The sequence below is a fragment of the Streptomyces sp. NPDC040718 genome (assembly GCF_055593565.1).
On sequence record NZ_JBVIXO010000008.1, the window covers coordinates 225,519 to 241,905 of the forward strand.

13 protein-coding genes and 2 pseudogenes are annotated in these 16,387 nt (G+C 72.5%); 4 read left to right on the top strand and 11 right to left on the bottom strand.

Annotation, left to right across the window (positions count from 1 at the left end):
* Window positions 1-7: 7 nt before the first annotated feature.
* Window positions 8-931, top strand: a pseudogene (locus ACZ597_RS21755) (transcriptional regulator); the annotation flags it as partial.
* On the opposite strand, the pseudogene ACZ597_RS21760 reads toward ACZ597_RS21755, so the two are convergent.
* The 8 genes and pseudogenes from ACZ597_RS21760 to ACZ597_RS21795 form a co-directional block, all read right to left on the bottom strand.
* Window positions 921-1,562 (bottom strand): annotated as a pseudogene (locus ACZ597_RS21760) (HAD family hydrolase). The pseudogenes ACZ597_RS21755 and ACZ597_RS21760 overlap by 11 nt on opposite strands.
* A 770-nt stretch (window positions 1,563-2,332) precedes the next feature.
* A complete protein-coding gene (gene cobT / locus ACZ597_RS21765; protein ID WP_471332517.1) occupies window positions 2,333-5,881 on the bottom strand; it encodes a nicotinate-nucleotide--dimethylbenzimidazole phosphoribosyltransferase in 3,549 nt (1,182 codons plus the stop codon).
* A 252-nt stretch (window positions 5,882-6,133) separates the two neighbouring features.
* Entirely contained in the window at window positions 6,134-7,354 is a 1,221-nt protein-coding gene (gene cbiE / locus ACZ597_RS21770) for a precorrin-6y C5,15-methyltransferase (decarboxylating) subunit CbiE (RefSeq protein ID WP_471332520.1), read from the bottom strand.
* A 111-nt stretch (window positions 7,355-7,465) separates the two neighbouring features.
* Entirely contained in the window at window positions 7,466-8,182 is a 717-nt protein-coding gene (locus tag ACZ597_RS21775; protein WP_471332523.1) for a GNAT family N-acetyltransferase, read from the bottom strand.
* Window positions 8,183-8,415: 233 nt separating this feature from the next.
* On the bottom strand, window positions 8,416-9,282 hold the full coding sequence (locus tag ACZ597_RS21780) for a MetQ/NlpA family ABC transporter substrate-binding protein (protein ID WP_471332526.1): 867 nt from the start codon (window positions 9,280-9,282) through the stop codon (window positions 8,416-8,418).
* A 96-nt stretch (window positions 9,283-9,378) separates the two neighbouring features.
* Window positions 9,379-10,047, bottom strand: a complete 669-nt coding sequence (locus ACZ597_RS21785; protein WP_401248945.1) for a methionine ABC transporter permease — start codon at window positions 10,045-10,047, stop codon at window positions 9,379-9,381.
* Window positions 10,044-11,099 (bottom strand): methionine ABC transporter ATP-binding protein, encoded by a 1,056-nt coding sequence (locus ACZ597_RS21790; RefSeq protein WP_471332529.1) that lies wholly within the window; start codon window positions 11,097-11,099, stop codon window positions 10,044-10,046. Before ACZ597_RS21790 ends, ACZ597_RS21785 begins: the two co-directional genes overlap by 4 nt.
* Before the next feature lie 405 nt (window positions 11,100-11,504).
* Complete coding sequence (locus ACZ597_RS21795; RefSeq protein ID WP_471332532.1) at window positions 11,505-12,158, bottom strand: HAD-IA family hydrolase; 654 nt, start codon at window positions 12,156-12,158, stop codon at window positions 11,505-11,507.
* A gap of 68 nt (window positions 12,159-12,226) precedes the next feature.
* On the opposite strand from ACZ597_RS21795, the gene ACZ597_RS21800 reads away from it, so the two are divergent.
* Both ACZ597_RS21800 and ACZ597_RS21805 read left to right on the top strand, forming a co-directional pair.
* A complete protein-coding gene (locus ACZ597_RS21800) occupies window positions 12,227-12,592 on the top strand; it encodes a hypothetical protein (RefSeq protein WP_471332535.1) in 366 nt (121 codons plus the stop codon).
* Complete coding sequence (locus tag ACZ597_RS21805; protein ID WP_471332538.1) at window positions 12,585-13,001, top strand: hypothetical protein; 417 nt, start codon at window positions 12,585-12,587, stop codon at window positions 12,999-13,001. Before ACZ597_RS21800 ends, ACZ597_RS21805 begins: the two co-directional genes overlap by 8 nt.
* Window positions 13,002-13,094: 93 nt before the next feature.
* Here ACZ597_RS21805 and ACZ597_RS21810 read toward each other — a convergent pair whose 3' ends face one another.
* The 3 genes from ACZ597_RS21810 to ACZ597_RS21820 form a co-directional block, all read right to left on the bottom strand.
* Window positions 13,095-13,598: a GNAT family N-acetyltransferase gene (locus ACZ597_RS21810; protein WP_471332540.1), complete on the bottom strand. Its 504-nt coding sequence runs from the start codon at window positions 13,596-13,598 to the stop codon at window positions 13,095-13,097.
* A gap of 37 nt (window positions 13,599-13,635) precedes the next feature.
* The gene (locus ACZ597_RS21815) at window positions 13,636-14,160 is read right to left on the bottom strand and encodes a sigma-70 family RNA polymerase sigma factor (RefSeq protein ID WP_471332543.1); all 525 of its coding nucleotides are present in this window, start codon (window positions 14,158-14,160) and stop codon (window positions 13,636-13,638) included.
* A 73-nt stretch (window positions 14,161-14,233) separates the two neighbouring features.
* Complete coding sequence (locus ACZ597_RS21820) at window positions 14,234-15,445, bottom strand: glycerophosphodiester phosphodiesterase (RefSeq protein WP_471332546.1); 1,212 nt, start codon at window positions 15,443-15,445, stop codon at window positions 14,234-14,236.
* Window positions 15,446-15,757: 312 nt separating this feature from the next.
* Between ACZ597_RS21820 and ACZ597_RS21825 the strand changes: the two genes are divergently transcribed.
* Window positions 15,758-16,378, top strand: a complete 621-nt coding sequence (locus ACZ597_RS21825) for a lysophospholipid acyltransferase family protein (RefSeq protein ID WP_405983156.1) — start codon at window positions 15,758-15,760, stop codon at window positions 16,376-16,378.
* Window positions 16,379-16,387 lie beyond the last annotated feature (9 nt).

A 16,387-nucleotide genomic window follows, 5' to 3' on the forward strand; every position in this document is an offset into this window, starting at 1 on the left:
CCCCACAGCCATGCAACCGAGCAGCGCTGCCACCGAATACCTTGGCGTCACGCGAGCGCACCGGCGGCTGTACTGGACGGTTGCACCGAATGTCCTCCACCCTGCGGTGGGCGCCCATGCCATGCTCGGTGAGGCGCTCCTGCCTGCCACAGCGGGCGTCACTCGGCAGATCCTCGCGGCGGCGCTGGCCGAGTCGTTCCTCTTGGCCGGCCGAATCGAGTTCTTCGACCTGCGGGATCCCCAGCAGGCCAGTGACACATGGCTCCGCGCTCTGCAAGCCGAAGGAGAGGCGGATGATTCACTGCTCGGCGCCGCAGTTCTGGCCCACACGGCTTTTGTTCCGGGATGGAACGGCGACCGCGATGGGGCCGTCGAACGGATGGTGATGGCCCGGACCTACGCCCGCCGAGGACCAGCCTCCGCCGAATTCATGGCATGGCTGGACGCCGTCGAGGCCGAGTGCGAGACACGCTGCGGACGGACCAGGACGGCGCTGAACCTGATCACCCATGGCGAAGGTGTCCTGGCCGACGGGTCAGAGCACGTCTCACCGGAATGGATGGACTGGTTCAGCGCGGTCCGGCTCGCCGCGCTCAAGGGGAACACCCAGCTCATCGCCGGTCATCTCCCGCAAGCCAGAGAGACTCTCCTCAACGTCCTGGAGGCCCTCCCCTCCGATGCGGACAAGCAACGCACGGTGGTCCTCCCTGACCTGGCAGCTGTGGAGGCTGCGGCCGGTGCCCCCGAGGCTGCCTGCGCCTTCGCCGTCCGAGCGCTGGAACAACTGGAAACGCACTGGTACGCCACCGGCATGGAGAGGGTCCGCGCGGCGCGACAGGCACTCGCGGAATGGCAACACGAGGAGTGCGTACGCGACCTCGACGACCGGCTGTACGGCTGGGCTGCGACTCTCAGCGCGCTCAGCCGTTGAACTCAGCGATGCGGCCCGGTAGTTCGATGAGACTGTCAACCCTGAAGGTCGGCAGCTCCACCGCCTCGGGCGTCTCCCACTGAATGGTGGCCCACGGCCCCCGCCGAATGAGGGCGCTCTGCATACCTGCCGCAGCGGCAGGCCTGAGGTCGTTGTCGACCCGGTCGCCCACATAGAGGATCTCCTCCGGGGCGAAGGGCACGACCTTCGCGACACGGACGAAGAACTCCGGGTCGGGCTTGCTCGCGCCCCAGTCGTCCGAGGTACCGATCAGGTCCACGTCCGAGGCGAAAAGGTCCCTCAGGATCCCACCAGCCCGAACGCTCTGATTGCCGGCGATGCCCAACCACAGCCCGTCGGCCCGCAACTGCGCCAGGGCGGGCCGAACATCCGCCTACAGATCGCCCTCGCCGAACTGCTCGGGCTGCCCCGCAGCCGCGCGGGCCTCGCGTTGCTCATAGAGGTCGAACCCCGGCCGGAAGGCCTGGAACGTCTCCCGATAATCACGCCCCTGGGCAATAACGGCACCGAACATCGCGGCGAACGTATGACGCGGCACCCCGAGCCAGTCGGCCCAGGTCCCGTACTCCCGCGTCTCGTCCACCAAGCACTCGCCCACGTCGAAAACCACAGCGCGAATAGTCTTACGGGCACCCTAGCCCTCAGCCGAGACCATGATCCCTGGAATCCGCCGACGCCCCGAGAGCAGCCCCGCAGGCGAGGAAATTGCCGAGCGCGCAACCAGCCCCGGGCGGACCGCAGACGCCAAGACGCGAAGAGCGCGTAGCGATCTCTCGCGCCTGGTGGAGCCATTCGCTGTCCTGGGCGCTGTCTCATGACAGCAGCGGCCCCAGACGGCCGACGGACGCTGAGAAATGAGGAGCGCGTAGCGATCTGGCGCGCCTGGGTACTCCGCAGGGGGCTCTGATCGTCCTTTGGTGCAGGTAGCCGGGCCCCCGACCCTGAGCCAGGGCTGAACGAGCCCGGATGCCTGACACGCCAGCGCCCGGCCCCCCGCCTCATCGCTGACAGGCCCGTCCCTCCAACCATGGACCGTGCCGCTCTTTCGGGGGCTTCCCGGCAGTCCTTGTCTTTCCGGGGCGGGACGGTCGGTCAAGGGGCGCCGAAGGCGATCGCGTAGCGACGCGACGAAGGAGCGCCCTTGAGGGACCGGCCCGCCCCGGAAGGACGATGGGACTGACGGGAAACCCCCGAACCAGCCCTGATCCCGTCCAGGGAGACCCCGCCCCCACCCACCGGCCCGCAGACAAGGGGGCGGGCGGGCAACCACCGCCCACCCGCGGGGTCGAGGGGGAGATAGCGGGCCCGCACCGTGGCCCCGTACGGCAAAGCCCCCGCCCCCCCCGTTGAGCGGGGCGGGGGCTCAGGCCGGTGCCGGGGTTACTTCTCCGTCACGCCCGCCGCGTCGAACGTGGCCACCTCGTGCATCGCGCGGGCCGCGCTCTGGACCAGGGGGAGGGCCAGGAGGGCGCCGGTGCCTTCGCCGAGGCGGAGGTCCAGGTCGACCAGGGGGCGCAGGCCGAGCTTGTTCAGGGCGGCCACGTGGCCCGGTTCCGCGCTGCGGTGGCCCGCGATGCAGGCCGACAGGGCTTCGGGGGCGATGGCGCGGGCCACCAGGGCGGCCGCTCCGGCGCTCACGCCGTCCAGGATGACCGGCGTGCGCAGGGAGGCGCTGCCGAGGAGCAGGCCGACGATCGCGGCGTGTTCCAGGCCGCCGATGGCCGCGAGGACGCCGATGGGGTCGTTCGGGTCGGGCTGGTGGAGTTCCAGGGCACGCCGGACGACGTCGACCTTGCGGGCGTGCGTCTCGTCGTTGATGCCGGTGCCGCGCCCGGTGACCTCGGCCGGGTCCACGCCGGTGAAGACGGAGATGAGAGCGGCGGACACCGTGGTGTTCGCGATGCCCATCTCGCCCGTCAGCAGCGCCTTGTTGCCCGCCGCGACGAGGTCGCGCGCGGTCTCGATGCCGACCTCGATGGCCGCGATGGCCTCCTCGCGGGACATCGCGGGGCCGACGGACAGGTCGTCCGTGCCGGGGCGGACCTTGCGCGGGAGCAGGCCCGGGGTGGCGGGGAGGTCCCCGGCCACGCCGACGTCGATGACGCAGACCTCGGCGCCGACCTGGTTGGCGAAGGCGTTGCAGACGGCCCCGCCGCCCAGGAAGTTGGCCACCATCTGCGTGGTGACCTCCTGGGGCCACGGGGTGACGCCCTGGGCGTGGACACCGTGGTCACCGGCGAAGATCGCGACGGCGGCGGGCTCCGGGATCGGCGGCGGGCAGACCCGCGACAGGCCGGACAGCTGCGCGGAGATGATCTCCAGCATGCCGAGCGCGCCCGCCGGCTTCGTCATGCGCTTCTGCCGCTCCCAGGCCTCGCCGAGCGCCTTCGCGTCGAGCGGGCGGATGCTGGCGACGGTCTCGGAGAGCAGGTCGTGCGGGGCCTCGCCGGGCAGCGCGCGACGGCCGTACGTCTCCTCGTGGACGACCCAGGCCAGCGGGCGGCGCTGGGACCAGCCCGCCTGCATCAGCTCCGGCTCCTCGGGGAACTCGTCGACGTAGCCGACGCACAGGTACGCGACGACCTCCAGGTGCTCGGGGAGCCCCAGCGCGCGGACCATCTCGCGCTCGTCGAAGAAGCTGACCCAGCCCACGCCCAGGCCTTCGGCGCGCGCGGCGAGCCAGAGGTTCTCGACGGCGAGGGCGGAGGAGTACGGGGCCATCTGCGGCTGGGTGTGCCGGCCGAGGGTGTGCCGGCCGCCGCGGGTGGGGTCGGCGGTGACGACGATGTTCACCGGGGTGTCGAGGATGGCCTCGATCTTCAGTTCCTTGAACTGCTTGGCCCGGCCCTTGGGCAGCGACTTGGCGTAGGCCTCGCGCTGCTTCTGGGCGAGCTCGTGCATCGTCCGGCGGGTCTCGGCGGAGCGGATGACGACGAAGTCCCAGGGCTGCGAGTGGCCGACGCTGGGCGCGGTGTGGGCCGCCTCAAGGACGCGCAGCAGTACCTCGTGCGGGATGGGGTCGGTGCGGAAGCCCTTGCGGATGTCGCGGCGTTCGCGCATCACGCGCAGGACGGCCTCGCGTTCGGCGTCGGCGTACCCGGGGGCCGGCTCGCCGACGGGCTCCGCCGGTACGGCCTCGGCCTCGGCGGCGGCCTCGGCTTCGCCGGGGGCGGGCTCGGCGGCTTCGGCTTCCGCCGGCTCCGGGGCCTCGGCGGGCTGCTGTCCGGCCTCGGCCGGCTCCGCCGGAACGGCCTCGACCGGCTCGGCGGCTTCGGCGGCGGGCTGCGGGGCGGCTTCGGCGGCGGCCTCGACCGGGGCCGCGGCCTGCACCACCGATTCTGCGGGGGCCGGCTCGGTGCCCTCGGCCGGGCCCTGCGGCTCGGCGGGGACGGCCGGTCCGGCGACGGGCGGCTCGCCCGGCCCGGCGGCCTGCACCGGCCCGGCCGGCTCCGCGACCACGGGCGCGGCTTCGGCGGCGGGCGCGGCCTCCGGGGCGGGGGCCACGGCCTCGGCCGGGGTGTCGGCGGCGGGAACGGCGGCCTCGGCGGCCTCGGGAGCCGCAGGGGCCTCGTCGACGGCCGGAGCGGCCCCGGCAAGGTCCGGCGCGGCGGGCTCCGCCGCAGGGGCCTCCGGCGCCGGCTCGGCGGCGGGAGCCTCGGCGACCGGGGCGGCGGCCTGAACGGCGGGGGCCAGGACCACTACGGGCTCGGCGGCGGCAGCGGGCTCGGCCGGCACGACCGTCCACGGGGTGCCGGGCTGCGGCGGGACCTCGCCGGGCTGCGGCGGGGCGGCCGGCAGGTCCAGGTACTCGGGACCGGGGACGGCGGCGGCAGCCGGGTCCGCGGGCGCGCCCTCGGGCGCCGGAACGGCCTCGGGACCCTGCGCGGCGGCCTCGGCGGCGGACGCGACAGCGGCGGCAGCGGCTGCGGCCGCCACCTCGGGGGCCAGCACCACGACGGGCTCGGCGGCGACGGGCTCCGGCGCGACGGCCACGGCTTCGACGGCCACGACCGGCTCCGCCACGACGGGCTCCGCCTGCACGGCGGCCTGCTCGACGGCAACGGCCTGCTCCGCCACAACGGCCTCGGCGGCAACGGCCTGCTCGGCAGCGGCGGCCTGCTCACCGGCCGCGGCCTGCGCCACGCCGGCGGCGACCTGCACACCACCAGCGACCTGCGCACCAGGGGCCACCTGCACACCCGGCGCCACACCGGCGGCGGGCGGAACCTGCGCGGCGGGCGCGGCGGCCGGGCCCCGGTCCGCGAGGGAGCGTACGACTCCCCCGGTGGCGTCGGGCACGGGCGGGCCCATGTGCAGCGGGCGGCGCGGCGGCATCACGGCGGCGGCGGGCGGAACCTGCGCGGCGGCGGGGGCCCCGGGCGGGGCGACGAGGCCGCCGAGGTCCAGGGAGCCGGAGTCGCGGCCGCCGGTCTCGTGCGCGCCTGCGCTGTACGCGGCGGGGTCGGGGAAGGCGTCGGGGCCGGCGCCGGGGCTGGGGAAGCCCGCCTCGGGGAAGCCGGGCGCGGGCTGTCCGGGGAAGGGCTGTCCGGGCGCGGGGAAGGCCTCGGGGTGGCCGGGGTCCGGGAAGCCGAGGTGTCCGGGCTCGGGGTAACCGGCGGCGGGGGCCTGCGGGTACTCGGTGTAGACGGGCTCCGCCGGGAAGTCGCCGGGGTAGGCCGGGACCGGCGGGACGACCTGGGGGTCGCTCCAGGAGCCCTGCCCGTGGCCGCTCGGCATGAGGAGCAGTTCCTCGTCCTCGGCTTCGGACGGGTCGTCCACGAGGTCCTGGAAGGCGTAGCCGGCCGGGGCCTGCGGCGGCATCGGGGGCAGCGGCGGCATCGGCGGGACCGGAGCGGGAATGCCCTGCTGATCCACCATGCCCGTGTTGTCCGGGTGACCCTCGCCCGGGACCTGGCCGGTGTCAGTCATGCGTACCCCTCGCCCATCGGTGTTGCCTCTTCGATCGCCCGGCCGCCCAACGGGCCCGCCGTGCGGACTTTGCCGTGCGGGGTCGTCGCGCGGTGCGCCCTCTCGCGTGCGCACGCACAACAACTCCTGAGCATTGTCGCGCTCGTCGGCCTCCGTGTCGGCCAGAAACCGGCACGGTCCGCTGTGGACTGCGCCACGTCGCGCGTCCACCAGGGCGGTACGACGATCGGCCAGCCTACCCCGGGCTCCGCGTCAGCGGTTCACGGGGCGTTCGGCTGCCAGCAGGAACACCACGGAACGCTCCTGTTCCGCCCAGGTCCGGGGGTCGAGGCCGACGGACTGGAGCAGGGCGCACTCGACGGCGTACCCGTGTTCGGTGAGGGTGCGGCCGATGGCCTCTGCTTCGTCGCGCGTGGAGGCGTGGCTGACGATCCGTTCGGGGCGCCGTTCGGCGACGGCTGCGATGACGGCGGGTCCGCCGCCGCCGACGCGGACCACGTCGGGTTCGGGGAGGTTCTCCAGTACGTGTGGAGCGCGGCCCGAGACCACCTGGATCTGGACTCCGCGCTTGCGGGCGGCGGCGGTTACGCGTTCGCAGGCGCGCGGGTCGGCGTCGACGGCGATGACGGCGGCGCCGTGGCCGGCGGCGTCCACGGCGAGGGCTCCGGAGCCGGCGCCGATGTCCCAGAGGAGGTCGCCGGTGCGGGGGCCGAGGCGGGCGAGCTGGGCGGCGCGCAGTTGGACGGACTCGCCTTCGCCGGGCGGGGGTCCGTCGGCGGCGGGCTGCGGGCGGGCCCAGCCGCGTACGGGGGCGGTTCCGGGGCCGCGGCCGAGCAGCCAGCCGGCGTCCGCGGCGGCGGGGGCGGGGCCGGCGCCGCCGATGACGATGACGACGTTGGGGTCGCGCCAGCTGTGGTCGGCGGCGGCGTCGGAGGTGAGGACGGTGACGCGTTCGCGGTCGGTGCCGAGTTCCTCGCAGATGACGAAGGTGCGGTGGACGCCTTCGAGGAGCAGGGCGAGTTCGGCGGGGCCGGCGCCGGGTGAGGTGAGGACGGCGACCTTGGTGTGGGCGCGGCAGACGTTGACGGCGCGGCGCAGGGTACGGGGGTGGGCGACGACGACCTGGGCGTCGTCCCAGGGCATTCCGGCGCGGGCGAAGGCGGCTGCGACGGCGGAGACGGCGGGGACGACTTCGACTTCGAGGCCGTGTTCGGGGGCGCGCAGGGTGCGGACGACGCCGAAGAAGCCGGGGTCGCCGTCGGCGAGGACGACGGCGGTGCCGCGGTGGCCGGCGATGCGGCGGGCGGCGAGGCCGAGGCTGCCGAGGCGGATGCGTTCCGCGCCGGGCGGGATCTCGGGGAGCGCGAGGTGGTGGGCGGCTCCGGCCACGAGGGTGGCGGCGGAGAGCGCGGAGCGGGCGGCCGCGGTCAGGGGGGAGCCGTCCCAGCCGATCACCGTGACCCGGTCGGCCATCGTGTCGGTCTCCTGGGGTGGGGGGTGGGGAAGCCGCCTTGGGCGCCTTCGGCCTCGCCAGGCGGTTTCAGGGGGTTTCAGGGGTCATGGTGAGACTACCCGGTCATCGGGTCAGTGCCGGTCCGCGCCGACGGCGTAGCCGTGTGCGTCGGCGCGGCGGCGCAGGGGGTAGCCGTCGTCGTGGCCGGGGCGGCCGGCGGGGCCGGGGTTGGCGTGGCGGCTCTCGTAGACGTCGTACTCGTCGGTGTCGTCGAGGTCCTCGGGGACCAGGCTCCAGACGATGAGGTCGGTGCGGGTGTCGGTCCAGCTGCCGTCGGCCGCCTGGGTCCGCACTATCGCCACGTTGCGCAGGACGCCTTCGCTGATGCAGCCGATCTTCTGGGCGACCTGCTGGGAGGCGGTGTTGTCGGCGGCGGTGCGCAGTTCGAGTCTTTCGAAGCGCCGGTCGCGCAGGAGCCACTGGGCGACCGCGAGGACGGATTCGCTGGCGTAGCCCTCGCCGCGGGCCCAGGGGGCGGTGACGTAGCCGACTTCGGTGGTGCGGGTGCGCCAGTCGGTGTTCCGGAGGTGGACGATGCCCACGAGGCGTTGGGTGAGGAACTCGGTGACGGCGAAGACGATGCCGCGGCCCTCGGTGCGCTCGGCGTGGGAGAGGACGGTGGCCCAGGCTCGGGCGTCGGCGGGGGTGTAGGGGTGCGGGACGGAGGTCCAGGCGGTGATCTGCTCGTCGTTCATCATCTCGGCGAGCGCGGTGACGTCCTCTTCCTCGAAGGGGCGCAGCACCAGCCGGTCCGTGCTGATGGTGACGTCCGGGAAGGTGGTAGTCATGCGCAGCTCCATGCCTGGGACCTTGGGGCGGGACCGTCCGTACGGGACCGTTCGTACGGAACCGTTGGTGCGGGACCGTTTGTGCGGGTCGTAGGCCACAGCATGCAGCATCGGCCCGGGGATGTGCAGGGCCGGGCTGCCCGGAAGCGGGCAGGCCGCGGGAAGCCCGCGGCCCCGCGCGCCCGGGAGGGTGCGCGGGGCCGGGAATCCGGCGTCTACCAGGCGGTCTTGGGTCAGGCGGCCGGGGTGCCGAAGGCCGGGACGACCGAGCCCTGGTACTTCTCCTCGATGAACTTCTTGACCTCGTCGGAGTTCAGGAGCTTGGCGAGCTTCTGGATGCGCGGGTCGTTCTGGCTGCCGTCCTTGACCGCCAGGAAGTTGGCGTAGGGGTTGCCCTCTGCCTTCTCCAGGACCAGGGCGTCCTTGGCGGGCGAGAGCTTGGCCTCCAGGGCGTAGTTGCCGTTGATGACGGCGGCGTCGACGTCGTTCAGGGCGCGCGGGACCGTGGCGGCCTCCAGCTCCTTGAACTCCAGGCCCTTCTTGTCGGTGATGTCGGACAGCTTGGCGCTGGTGCCGACCCCGTCCTTGAGGGTGATCAGCTTGTTGGCGGCGAGCAGCTGGAGGGCGCGGCCCTCGTTGGTGGTGTCGTTGGGGACGGCGATGGTCTGGCCGGGCTTGATGTCCGTGAGGGCCTTGACCTTCTTGGAGTAGAGGCCGAGGGGCTCCAGGTGCACGTTCACGACGGGCACGATGTCCGTGCCGTTCTTCTTGTTGAAGTCGTCGAGGTACGGCTTGTGCTGGAAGTAGTTGCCGTCGACCTGGCCCTGCTCGGTGGCGGTGTTGGGCAGGACGTAGTCCGTGAACTCCTTCACCTCCAGCTTGAGGCCGTCCTTGGCCGCGAGCTTGTCCTTGACGAAGTTCAGGATGTCGGCGTGCGGGCTCGGGGAGGCCGCGATGACCAGCGGCTTGCTCTCGTCGACCTTGCCGCCGTCGGTCTTGGCCGCCGTGGAGGGGTCCGAGGAGCTGCCGCAGGCGGTGAGGCCGAGGGCGAGCGCGGCGGAGACGGCGGCGATGGCGGTGGCCTTGGTGTTCTTGCGCACGAAGAGTGCCTTTCTTGCTTTTCGCGGGTGTTCGCGGGGTGGTGGCCCAAGCACGACAAGTGCGGGCTTTCCTTTTGGGGAAGTCTGGGAGGTCTCTCAGGCTGTCCGGCCGCGGCGCGCGAGGACGCGTACCACGCCGTCGCCGATCAGCTGGATCACCGTGACGAGGGCGATGAGGACGGCGACGGTGGCGAACATGAATCCGGTCTCGAAGCGCTGGAAGCCGTAGGTGATGGCCTTGGAGCCGAGTCCTTCGCCGCCGACCGCGCCGGCCATGGCGGAGTAGCCGACGAGGGTGATCACGGTGGTGGTGACGCCGGCGACCAGGGAGGGCAGGGCCTGCGGGAGCAGGACCTTGCCGATGAGGGTGGGGATGCCGCCGCCCATGGACTCGACGGCCTCGATGAGGCCGTGGTCGACCTCGCGGACGGCCGTCTCGACGAGCCGGGCGAAGAAGGGGACGGCGCCGATGGCGAGCGGGACGATCATGGCGGTGGGGCCGATGAAGGTGCCGACGACGGCGGTGGTGACCGGGATCAGGAAGATCAGCAGGATGATGAACGGCAGCGAGCGGCCTATGTTCACGATCACGCCGAGGACCTTGTTGAGCGGCTGGTTCTGCAGGAGGCCGCCCTTGTCGGTGAGGACGAGGAGGATGCCGATGGGCAGTCCGCCGAGGACGGTCACCAGGGTGGACCACAGCACCATGTAGAGGGTGTCGTAGGTGCCCTGGGTGAGCAGGGGCTGCATCTCGGACCAGGTCACTTGGCACCATCCTTGACCAGTGCGGCGATCTCGGAGTCGAGGTCGGAGTCGTCGTCGACGATGTCGACCTGGAGGCCCTGCTCGCGCAGGAAGCCGACGGGCACCACGTTGTCCTCGTAGCGGCCGGGGAGTTCGATGCGCATGCGGCCGATCTGGCGGCCGGCGACGGTGTCCATGGCGGCGCCGAGGATCGAGATGTCGATGTTGTACGTGCGCGAGAGCTGGGAGATGACCGGCTGGGTGGCGGCCTCGCCGTGGAAGGTGACGTCGACGACGGTGCGGTCGGGGCCGGTGGCGGTGCCGCTGACGGGGAAGAGTTCGCCGGCGAGCTCGGAGCCGGGGGTGGCGAGCAGTTCGGCGACGGTGCCGGATTCGATGACCCGGCCCCGCTTCATGAGGGCGGCGGAGTCGCAGACGGCCTTGACCACGTCCATCTCGTGCGTGATGAGCAGGACGGTGAGGCCGAGCTGGCGGTTGAGGTCGCGCAGCAGCTGGAGGATGGAGCGGGTGGTCTCGGGGTCGAGGGCGCTGGTGGCCTCGTCGGAGAGGAGCACCTTGGGGTCGCCGGCGAGGGCGCGGGCGATGCCGACGCGCTGCTTCTGGCCGCCGGAGAGCTGGGTGGGGTAGGCCTTGGCCTTGTCGGCGAGGCCGACGAGGTCGAGGAGTTCCAGGGCCTTGCGGGAGCGTTCGCGGCCGGAGACGCCGAGGATCTCCAGGGGGAGCTCGATGTTGGCCTGCACGGTGCGGGAGGACAGCAGGTTGAAGTGCTGGAAGACCATGCCGATGCGGCTGCGGGCCTCGCGGAGTTCCTTGCCGGCGCGGCGGCCGCGGCCGGCGAGGGCGGTGAGTTCGACCCCGTCCACGGTGACGGTGCCGCTGGTGGGGCGCTCCAGCAGGTTCACGCAGCGGATGAGGGAGGACTTGCCGGCGCCGCTCTGGCCGATGACTCCGTAGACCTCGCCCTCGCGGACGTGCAGGTCGACGCCGTCCAGGGCGGTGACCTCGCGGCCACGGGACTGGTAGACCTTCGTGAGGCCCGATGTGGTGATCACAGGATTTCCGTCGCTGTCGAGTGCACGGGGTGCGGATGCCGTGCACGGGGCAAACATCTGGGGACGCGATACGGGTCTAACCGTCACAAAACGATGGTGTCGACACGTGCGCGGGGCAGGAGCGGTCCGTACCGGGGATCAGTCGGCGGTGTGGTGCGACTGGGGTGGCGGAGCGGCTCGGCCGGTCTCGCTTCGGGGCGCGAGACTGCGTGAAGGGGCCCTCAGAAGGCGCACATTCGACACATACAACGAGCACCGGGCGTCATCGTCGCCTCGGTCGCAAGGGTGCGGCTGCTCGTCGTGGTCATGTGCCCCAGTAAAGCAGACATGGCGACTCACCGATCAACACTGTCCGGATAGCGGACGGAATTCGGCCGCATTCCGGACACCATTGGACTGAACCAGTCAGCTTCGGCTCTCCGTCTCCAGCGTGATTCCACTGCCGCTGACCAGGGCGGACACGGCCGAGAGGTCCCGGACCACCACGTCCGCCTCGAGCTCGGCGGCCGGGTGCGTTGTGGTCAAGGCCACGGTCCGCATGCCGGCCGCTCGTCCGGCCGCCAGCCCGGCGGGGGCGTCCTCGAAGACCACGCAGCGGGCCGGGTCCACGCCCAGGCGCCGCGCGGCCAGCAGGAACGGCTCCGGGTCGGGCTTGCCGCGGGTGATGTCCTCGGCGGTCACCAGTTCCGGGAAGTCGATCCCCGCCTCGCGCAGCCGTGCCTCGGCCAGCGGGCGGGTTGCGGAGGTGACCACCGCCCAGCGGCCGGCGGGCAGGGCGTTCAGCAGCTCCTTGACCCCGGGCATCAGGACGACGCCGCCGGGTACGTCCGACACCTCCAGGGCCTCGATCCGGGCCAGCGCCTCCGCCCGTACGCCTTCGGGCAGCAGCTCGGCGATGATCTCGGCGGCGGGGCGGCCGTGCAGCTCCACCCGGGCGAAGTCCTCGTCCGGTACGCCGTACTCCCGGGCCCAGAGGGTCCAGCAGCGGTGCACCGATTCCATGGACGAGACGAGGGTGCCGTCGTTGTCGAACAGCAGGGCATCGGCATGCAGCTTCATGCCTTCCAGGAAAACCCGCCGCGAGGGGCGGGCGCATCGGGTCTTTGGGCCCGTAATACCCTCGCTGCATGCTCGTCGCCCTGACGGTCGCCATCGGCGCGGCCGCACTCGCCCTCGCCGCCTGGTGCGGCCACGCCGCATGGCGGGACCAGCCGACCAAGGACTGGCACTTCATCGGCATGGCCGTGGTGACCGTGCTGGTCCTGGCGCAGCTGGTGGTCGGCCTGGTCCAGCTGGGCCGGGGCGAGAAGCCCGAACAGGGCACGGTGATCTTCGTGGCCTACCTGCTGGGCGCCTTCGCGGCGGTACCGGCGGCCGGGATGCTCTCGCTGACCGAGCGCACCAAGTGGGGCTCGGTGACGGTGGCCGCGGGCGCGGTCGTCCTCGCCGTGCTGGAAGTACGGCTCTACGACATCTGGGGATCCGGTGCCTGACACGACGACCGCCCCGCCCGCCGGGCGCAAGCGACTGGTCTCCGGTCCGGGGCTGCTGCTGGTGTGGCTCTACGGGGTCATGGTGGTCGGCGCGATCTCGCGCTCCGCCTACCAGATCTCCACCGAGTTCGACCGGGCGCCGCTGGCGTACTCGCTCTCGGCGGCGGCGGCCGTGGCCTACGCCTTCATCACGTACTCGCTGGTGCGCGGCGGGGAGAGGGCCCGGCGGGCGGCGCTCGTGTGCTGCGGCGTCGAACTCGCCGGCGTGCTGGCCGTCGGGGCCTGGACGCTGGTGCGGCCCGAGGCCTTCCCGGACGCGACCGTGTGGTCGGAGTTCGGGAGGGGCTACCTCTTCATCCCGGTGATCCTGCCGGTCACCGGAATGCTCTGGCTCCGCTCCAAGCGCTGAGCCGTACGGCCTCGGCCTTCGGGCCTCGGGGCCGTGGAACCGGTCCGGGGGTGTCCCGCCGTCGCTGCGGAACACCCCCGGACCGGAGACCGCTCAGGCGCTGACGGCGTAGTCGGTGTCCTTGGCGTCCTTCTCCAGGATGACCAGGCGCATGCCGTCGGAGGCGGTGCGGTTGCCGACCTGCGCGTAGCCGGCCTTGCGGTAGAGCCGCAGGTTGGACTCGCTCTTGTGGCCCGTGTGCAGGCGGAAGCGGGTCGTGCCGGCGTGCCCGGCGAGGGCTTCCTCGACGCCGCGCAGCAGCCGGGCGCCCAGGCCGTGGCCCTGCAGGCGCGGGTGCACGCACAGCTTGGCGATGCTCGCCGTGCCGTCCTCGCCGATGCTGCCGCGCACCGTGCCCACCACCTCGTCGCCGAGCCGGGCCACCAGGACGGTGTCCGAGGCCAGCTCCGCCTTGAGGGAGTCCAGGGACTGGGTGAGGGGCTGGATGAGGTAGTTGCCGTACAGCTCGGCCTCCCGCTGGAACGCCAGATACTGCAGCTTGAAAATCTGCTCGGCGTCTTCGGCGGCCGCCGCCGAAATGGTCACGCTCATGCCCATGTGCGCATGCCTCCCGCTCACCTGGTAGCTCTCCGGTCTACCGCTCCTTTCCCCAAGGGCCAGGAGCCGCAACCTCGACAGCGAGCATTCTGCGCAGACATCCCAGGCAGCGGGAACGTACCGGCCCCAAACTTCCTTGTGAGATACCCAACTCTCCTGCGATTTCACGGTATGTCAGGTCTCGGGGCGACAGAAGTGCGGCCATCAGCTCCGGACAGCGTCCCGGCAATCGGGCGACCGCCGATCGGAGGGCCCGGTTCTCCTCGCCGTGCAGCAGGGCGTCTTCGGGCTCGCCCGCCACGTCCGCCGGGGTCGCGCCGTACGGGACCTCGCGCCGCGCCCGCCGGCGGGCGCGGCGGGCCTCGGCGCGCACCGCCCGCCGCAGCCAGCGGGCGCGGCCGGCGGGGAAGGGGGCGCGCGGGCCGCGTTCCAGCAACCGCACCCACACGGCTTGTTCCAGGTCGGCGGCCTCCACTCCGGCGGCCGGGGCCTCCGCGGCCGCCTCGGCGGAGAGCAGCGGGCCCAGTTCCGTGAGCAGGTCGGGTTCCTGTATCAGGTCCATGCCGGGCGGGACGCGGGTGCCGGGCCGGGCGGTTTCCCCGCCGGGCCCGGCCCACCCGTTCGGGGGCGGGGGCCTAGCGGTTGACGCCCCGGCCGGGGCGGAAGGCCTCCGCGGCGAGGAGTCCGGTGTCGGGGTTGTCGGTGAAGATGCCGTCGATGCCCAGTTCGAAGTACTTCTTGAAGGCGCCGAAGGCGTCCCCGTAGGCGGCCGGGTCGGTGCCCTTGCGGTACTCGGCCGGCAGGAAGCTGTTCTCGTTGCGCGCGGTGTAGGGGTGCAGCACCAGGCCCCGGGCGTGGGCGTCGCGTACGAGGGTGGTGGGGGTGCCGAGCCTGCCGGCCGCGTCGCGCGGCACGATCAGGTCGAGGGTGGGGCCGATGCCCTGGGCGAAGCCGGCGATCCACTTGAGGCCCTCGGGCTTGACCAGGTCGGCGACCGTACGGGGGTCCTTGGCCGCCTCGAAGTCCCAGGGGCGGGTGTTCGCCGCCGAGAGCAGCACCACGCGCGGGGCGGACACCAGGCGGGAGAGCCGCTGGATGCTGGAGGGCTCGAAGGACTGGAGGAACACGGCGGCGTCGCGGCCGTCGCGGCCGTAGCGGCGCAGCAGCCTGGCGAGGGGCTCCTCCAGGCCGAGGCCCAGTCCCCGGAAGTAGGTGGGGTGCTTGGTCTCGACGTGCAGCCAGATGCGCTTGTCGCGCAGCCGGCCCTCGCGGTTGGCCCAGCGCAGCACCTCCTCGAAGGTGGGGACCGCCCACAGCCCGTCGTAGAGGGTGTTGCGCTGGCGGACGGCGGGGATGCGTTCCTTCGCGCGCAGGGTCTTCAGCTCGGCGAGGGTGAAGTCCTCGGTGAACCAGCCGGTGACGGAGACCCCGTCGACGGTCTTGGTGGCGCGCCGGCCGGCGAACTCGGGATGGTCGGCGACGTCGGTGGTGCCGCCGATCTCGTTCTCGTGCCGGCAGACGAGGTGGCCGTCCTTGGTGGGGACGAGGTCCTGCTCGATGACGTCGGCGCCGAGGTCGAGGGCCAGCTGGTAGGAGCCGAGGGTGTGCTCGGGGCGGTAGCCGCTGGCGCCGCGGTGGCCGATGACCAAGGGGACGGGCAGGTCGCGGTAGCCGCCGCCGTCGCCGTGTCCGTTCTCGCCCTGCTCCCCCTGGCGCTCTCCCTGCCGCTCTCCCTGGTCGCCGGGGGCGGCGGAGGCGGTTCCCGCCGTCAGTCCGGTGATTCCGGTTCCGGCCGCCAGTACGGCCGCTCCGAGGACCGTGCGCCGCGCTGCCCCACCCTGTGTCATCCGTGCCACTCCTCGTTCTGGACCGGGCCCGCGGCCCCGGGATCTCCGGGGGGCGTGGAAGCCCGGATCGGCGTGGCGATGGTAGGCAAAGGAGGGTGGCGCGGGGGTGGGCTCCGCCGGAACATGGCGGAAACGTGTGTCAACACTGCGTATCCACCTCGTGAACCCGATGTGCCAACAGGGGCGACCCGCGAGTATCGTCCTCACCTGCACTACCGCCGTGTGGTGCGAAAGCCGCTTTTCGATGCCGGAGGGCTCACGTTGTTCCGTACCGCGCTCATCAAAGCCACTGTCGGACCGGTCATCCGCCTGATGTTCCGCACCAAGGTGGAGGGGCTCGACAACATCCCGGGCACGGGTCCGGTGATCCTGGCGGGCAACCACCTGACCTTCATCGACTCGATGATCATGCCGCTGGTGTGCGACCGCACGGTCCACTTCATCGGCAAGGACGAGTACGTGACGGGCAAGGGCCTCAAGGGCCGTCTGATGGCGTGGTTCTTCACTGGCTCCGGCATGATCCCAGTGGACCGGGACGGAGCGAACGGCGGCGTCGCCGCGCTGATGACGGGCCGCCGGATCCTGGAGGAGGGCAAGGTCTTCGGGATCTACCCCGAGGGAACCCGCTCCCCCGACGGCCGGCTCTACCGCGGCCGCACCGGCATCGCCCGCCTGACCCTGATGACGGGCGCCCCGGTGGTCCCGTTCGCGGTGATCGGCACGGACAAGCTCCAGCCCGGCGGCGCGGGCATGCCGCGCCCGGGCCGGGTCACGATCCGCTTCGGCGAGCCGATGGAGTTCTCCCGCTACGAGGGCATGGACCGCGACCGCTACGTGCTGCGCGCCGTGACCGACTCGGTGATGGCCGAGGTCATGCGGCTGTCGGGCCAGGAGTACGTGGACATGTACGCGACGAAGGCGAAGGCGGCCTGAGGGCTGCTG

Coding starts and splice junctions, on each gene's coding strand:
- cobT (WP_471332517.1), bottom strand. CDS start 5,881: ATGACTGACACCGGCCAGGTCCCGGGCGAGGGTCACCCGGACAACACG.
- cbiE (WP_471332520.1), bottom strand. CDS start 7,354: ATGGCCGACCGGGTCACGGTGATCGGCTGGGACGGCTCCCCCCTGACC.
- ACZ597_RS21775 (WP_471332523.1), bottom strand. CDS start 8,182: ATGACTACCACCTTCCCGGACGTCACCATCAGCACGGACCGGCTGGTG.
- ACZ597_RS21795 (WP_471332532.1), bottom strand. CDS start 12,158: ATGAAGCTGCATGCCGATGCCCTGCTGTTCGACAACGACGGCACCCTC.
- ACZ597_RS21800 (WP_471332535.1), top strand. CDS start 12,227: ATGCTCGTCGCCCTGACGGTCGCCATCGGCGCGGCCGCACTCGCCCTC.
- ACZ597_RS21810 (WP_471332540.1), bottom strand. CDS start 13,598: ATGGGCATGAGCGTGACCATTTCGGCGGCGGCCGCCGAAGACGCCGAG.
- ACZ597_RS21815 (WP_471332543.1), bottom strand. CDS start 14,160: ATGGACCTGATACAGGAACCCGACCTGCTCACGGAACTGGGCCCGCTG.
- ACZ597_RS21820 (WP_471332546.1), bottom strand. CDS start 15,445: ATGACACAGGGTGGGGCAGCGCGGCGCACGGTCCTCGGAGCGGCCGTA.
- ACZ597_RS21825 (WP_405983156.1), top strand. CDS start 15,758: ATGTTCCGCACCAAGGTGGAGGGGCTCGACAACATCCCGGGCACGGGT.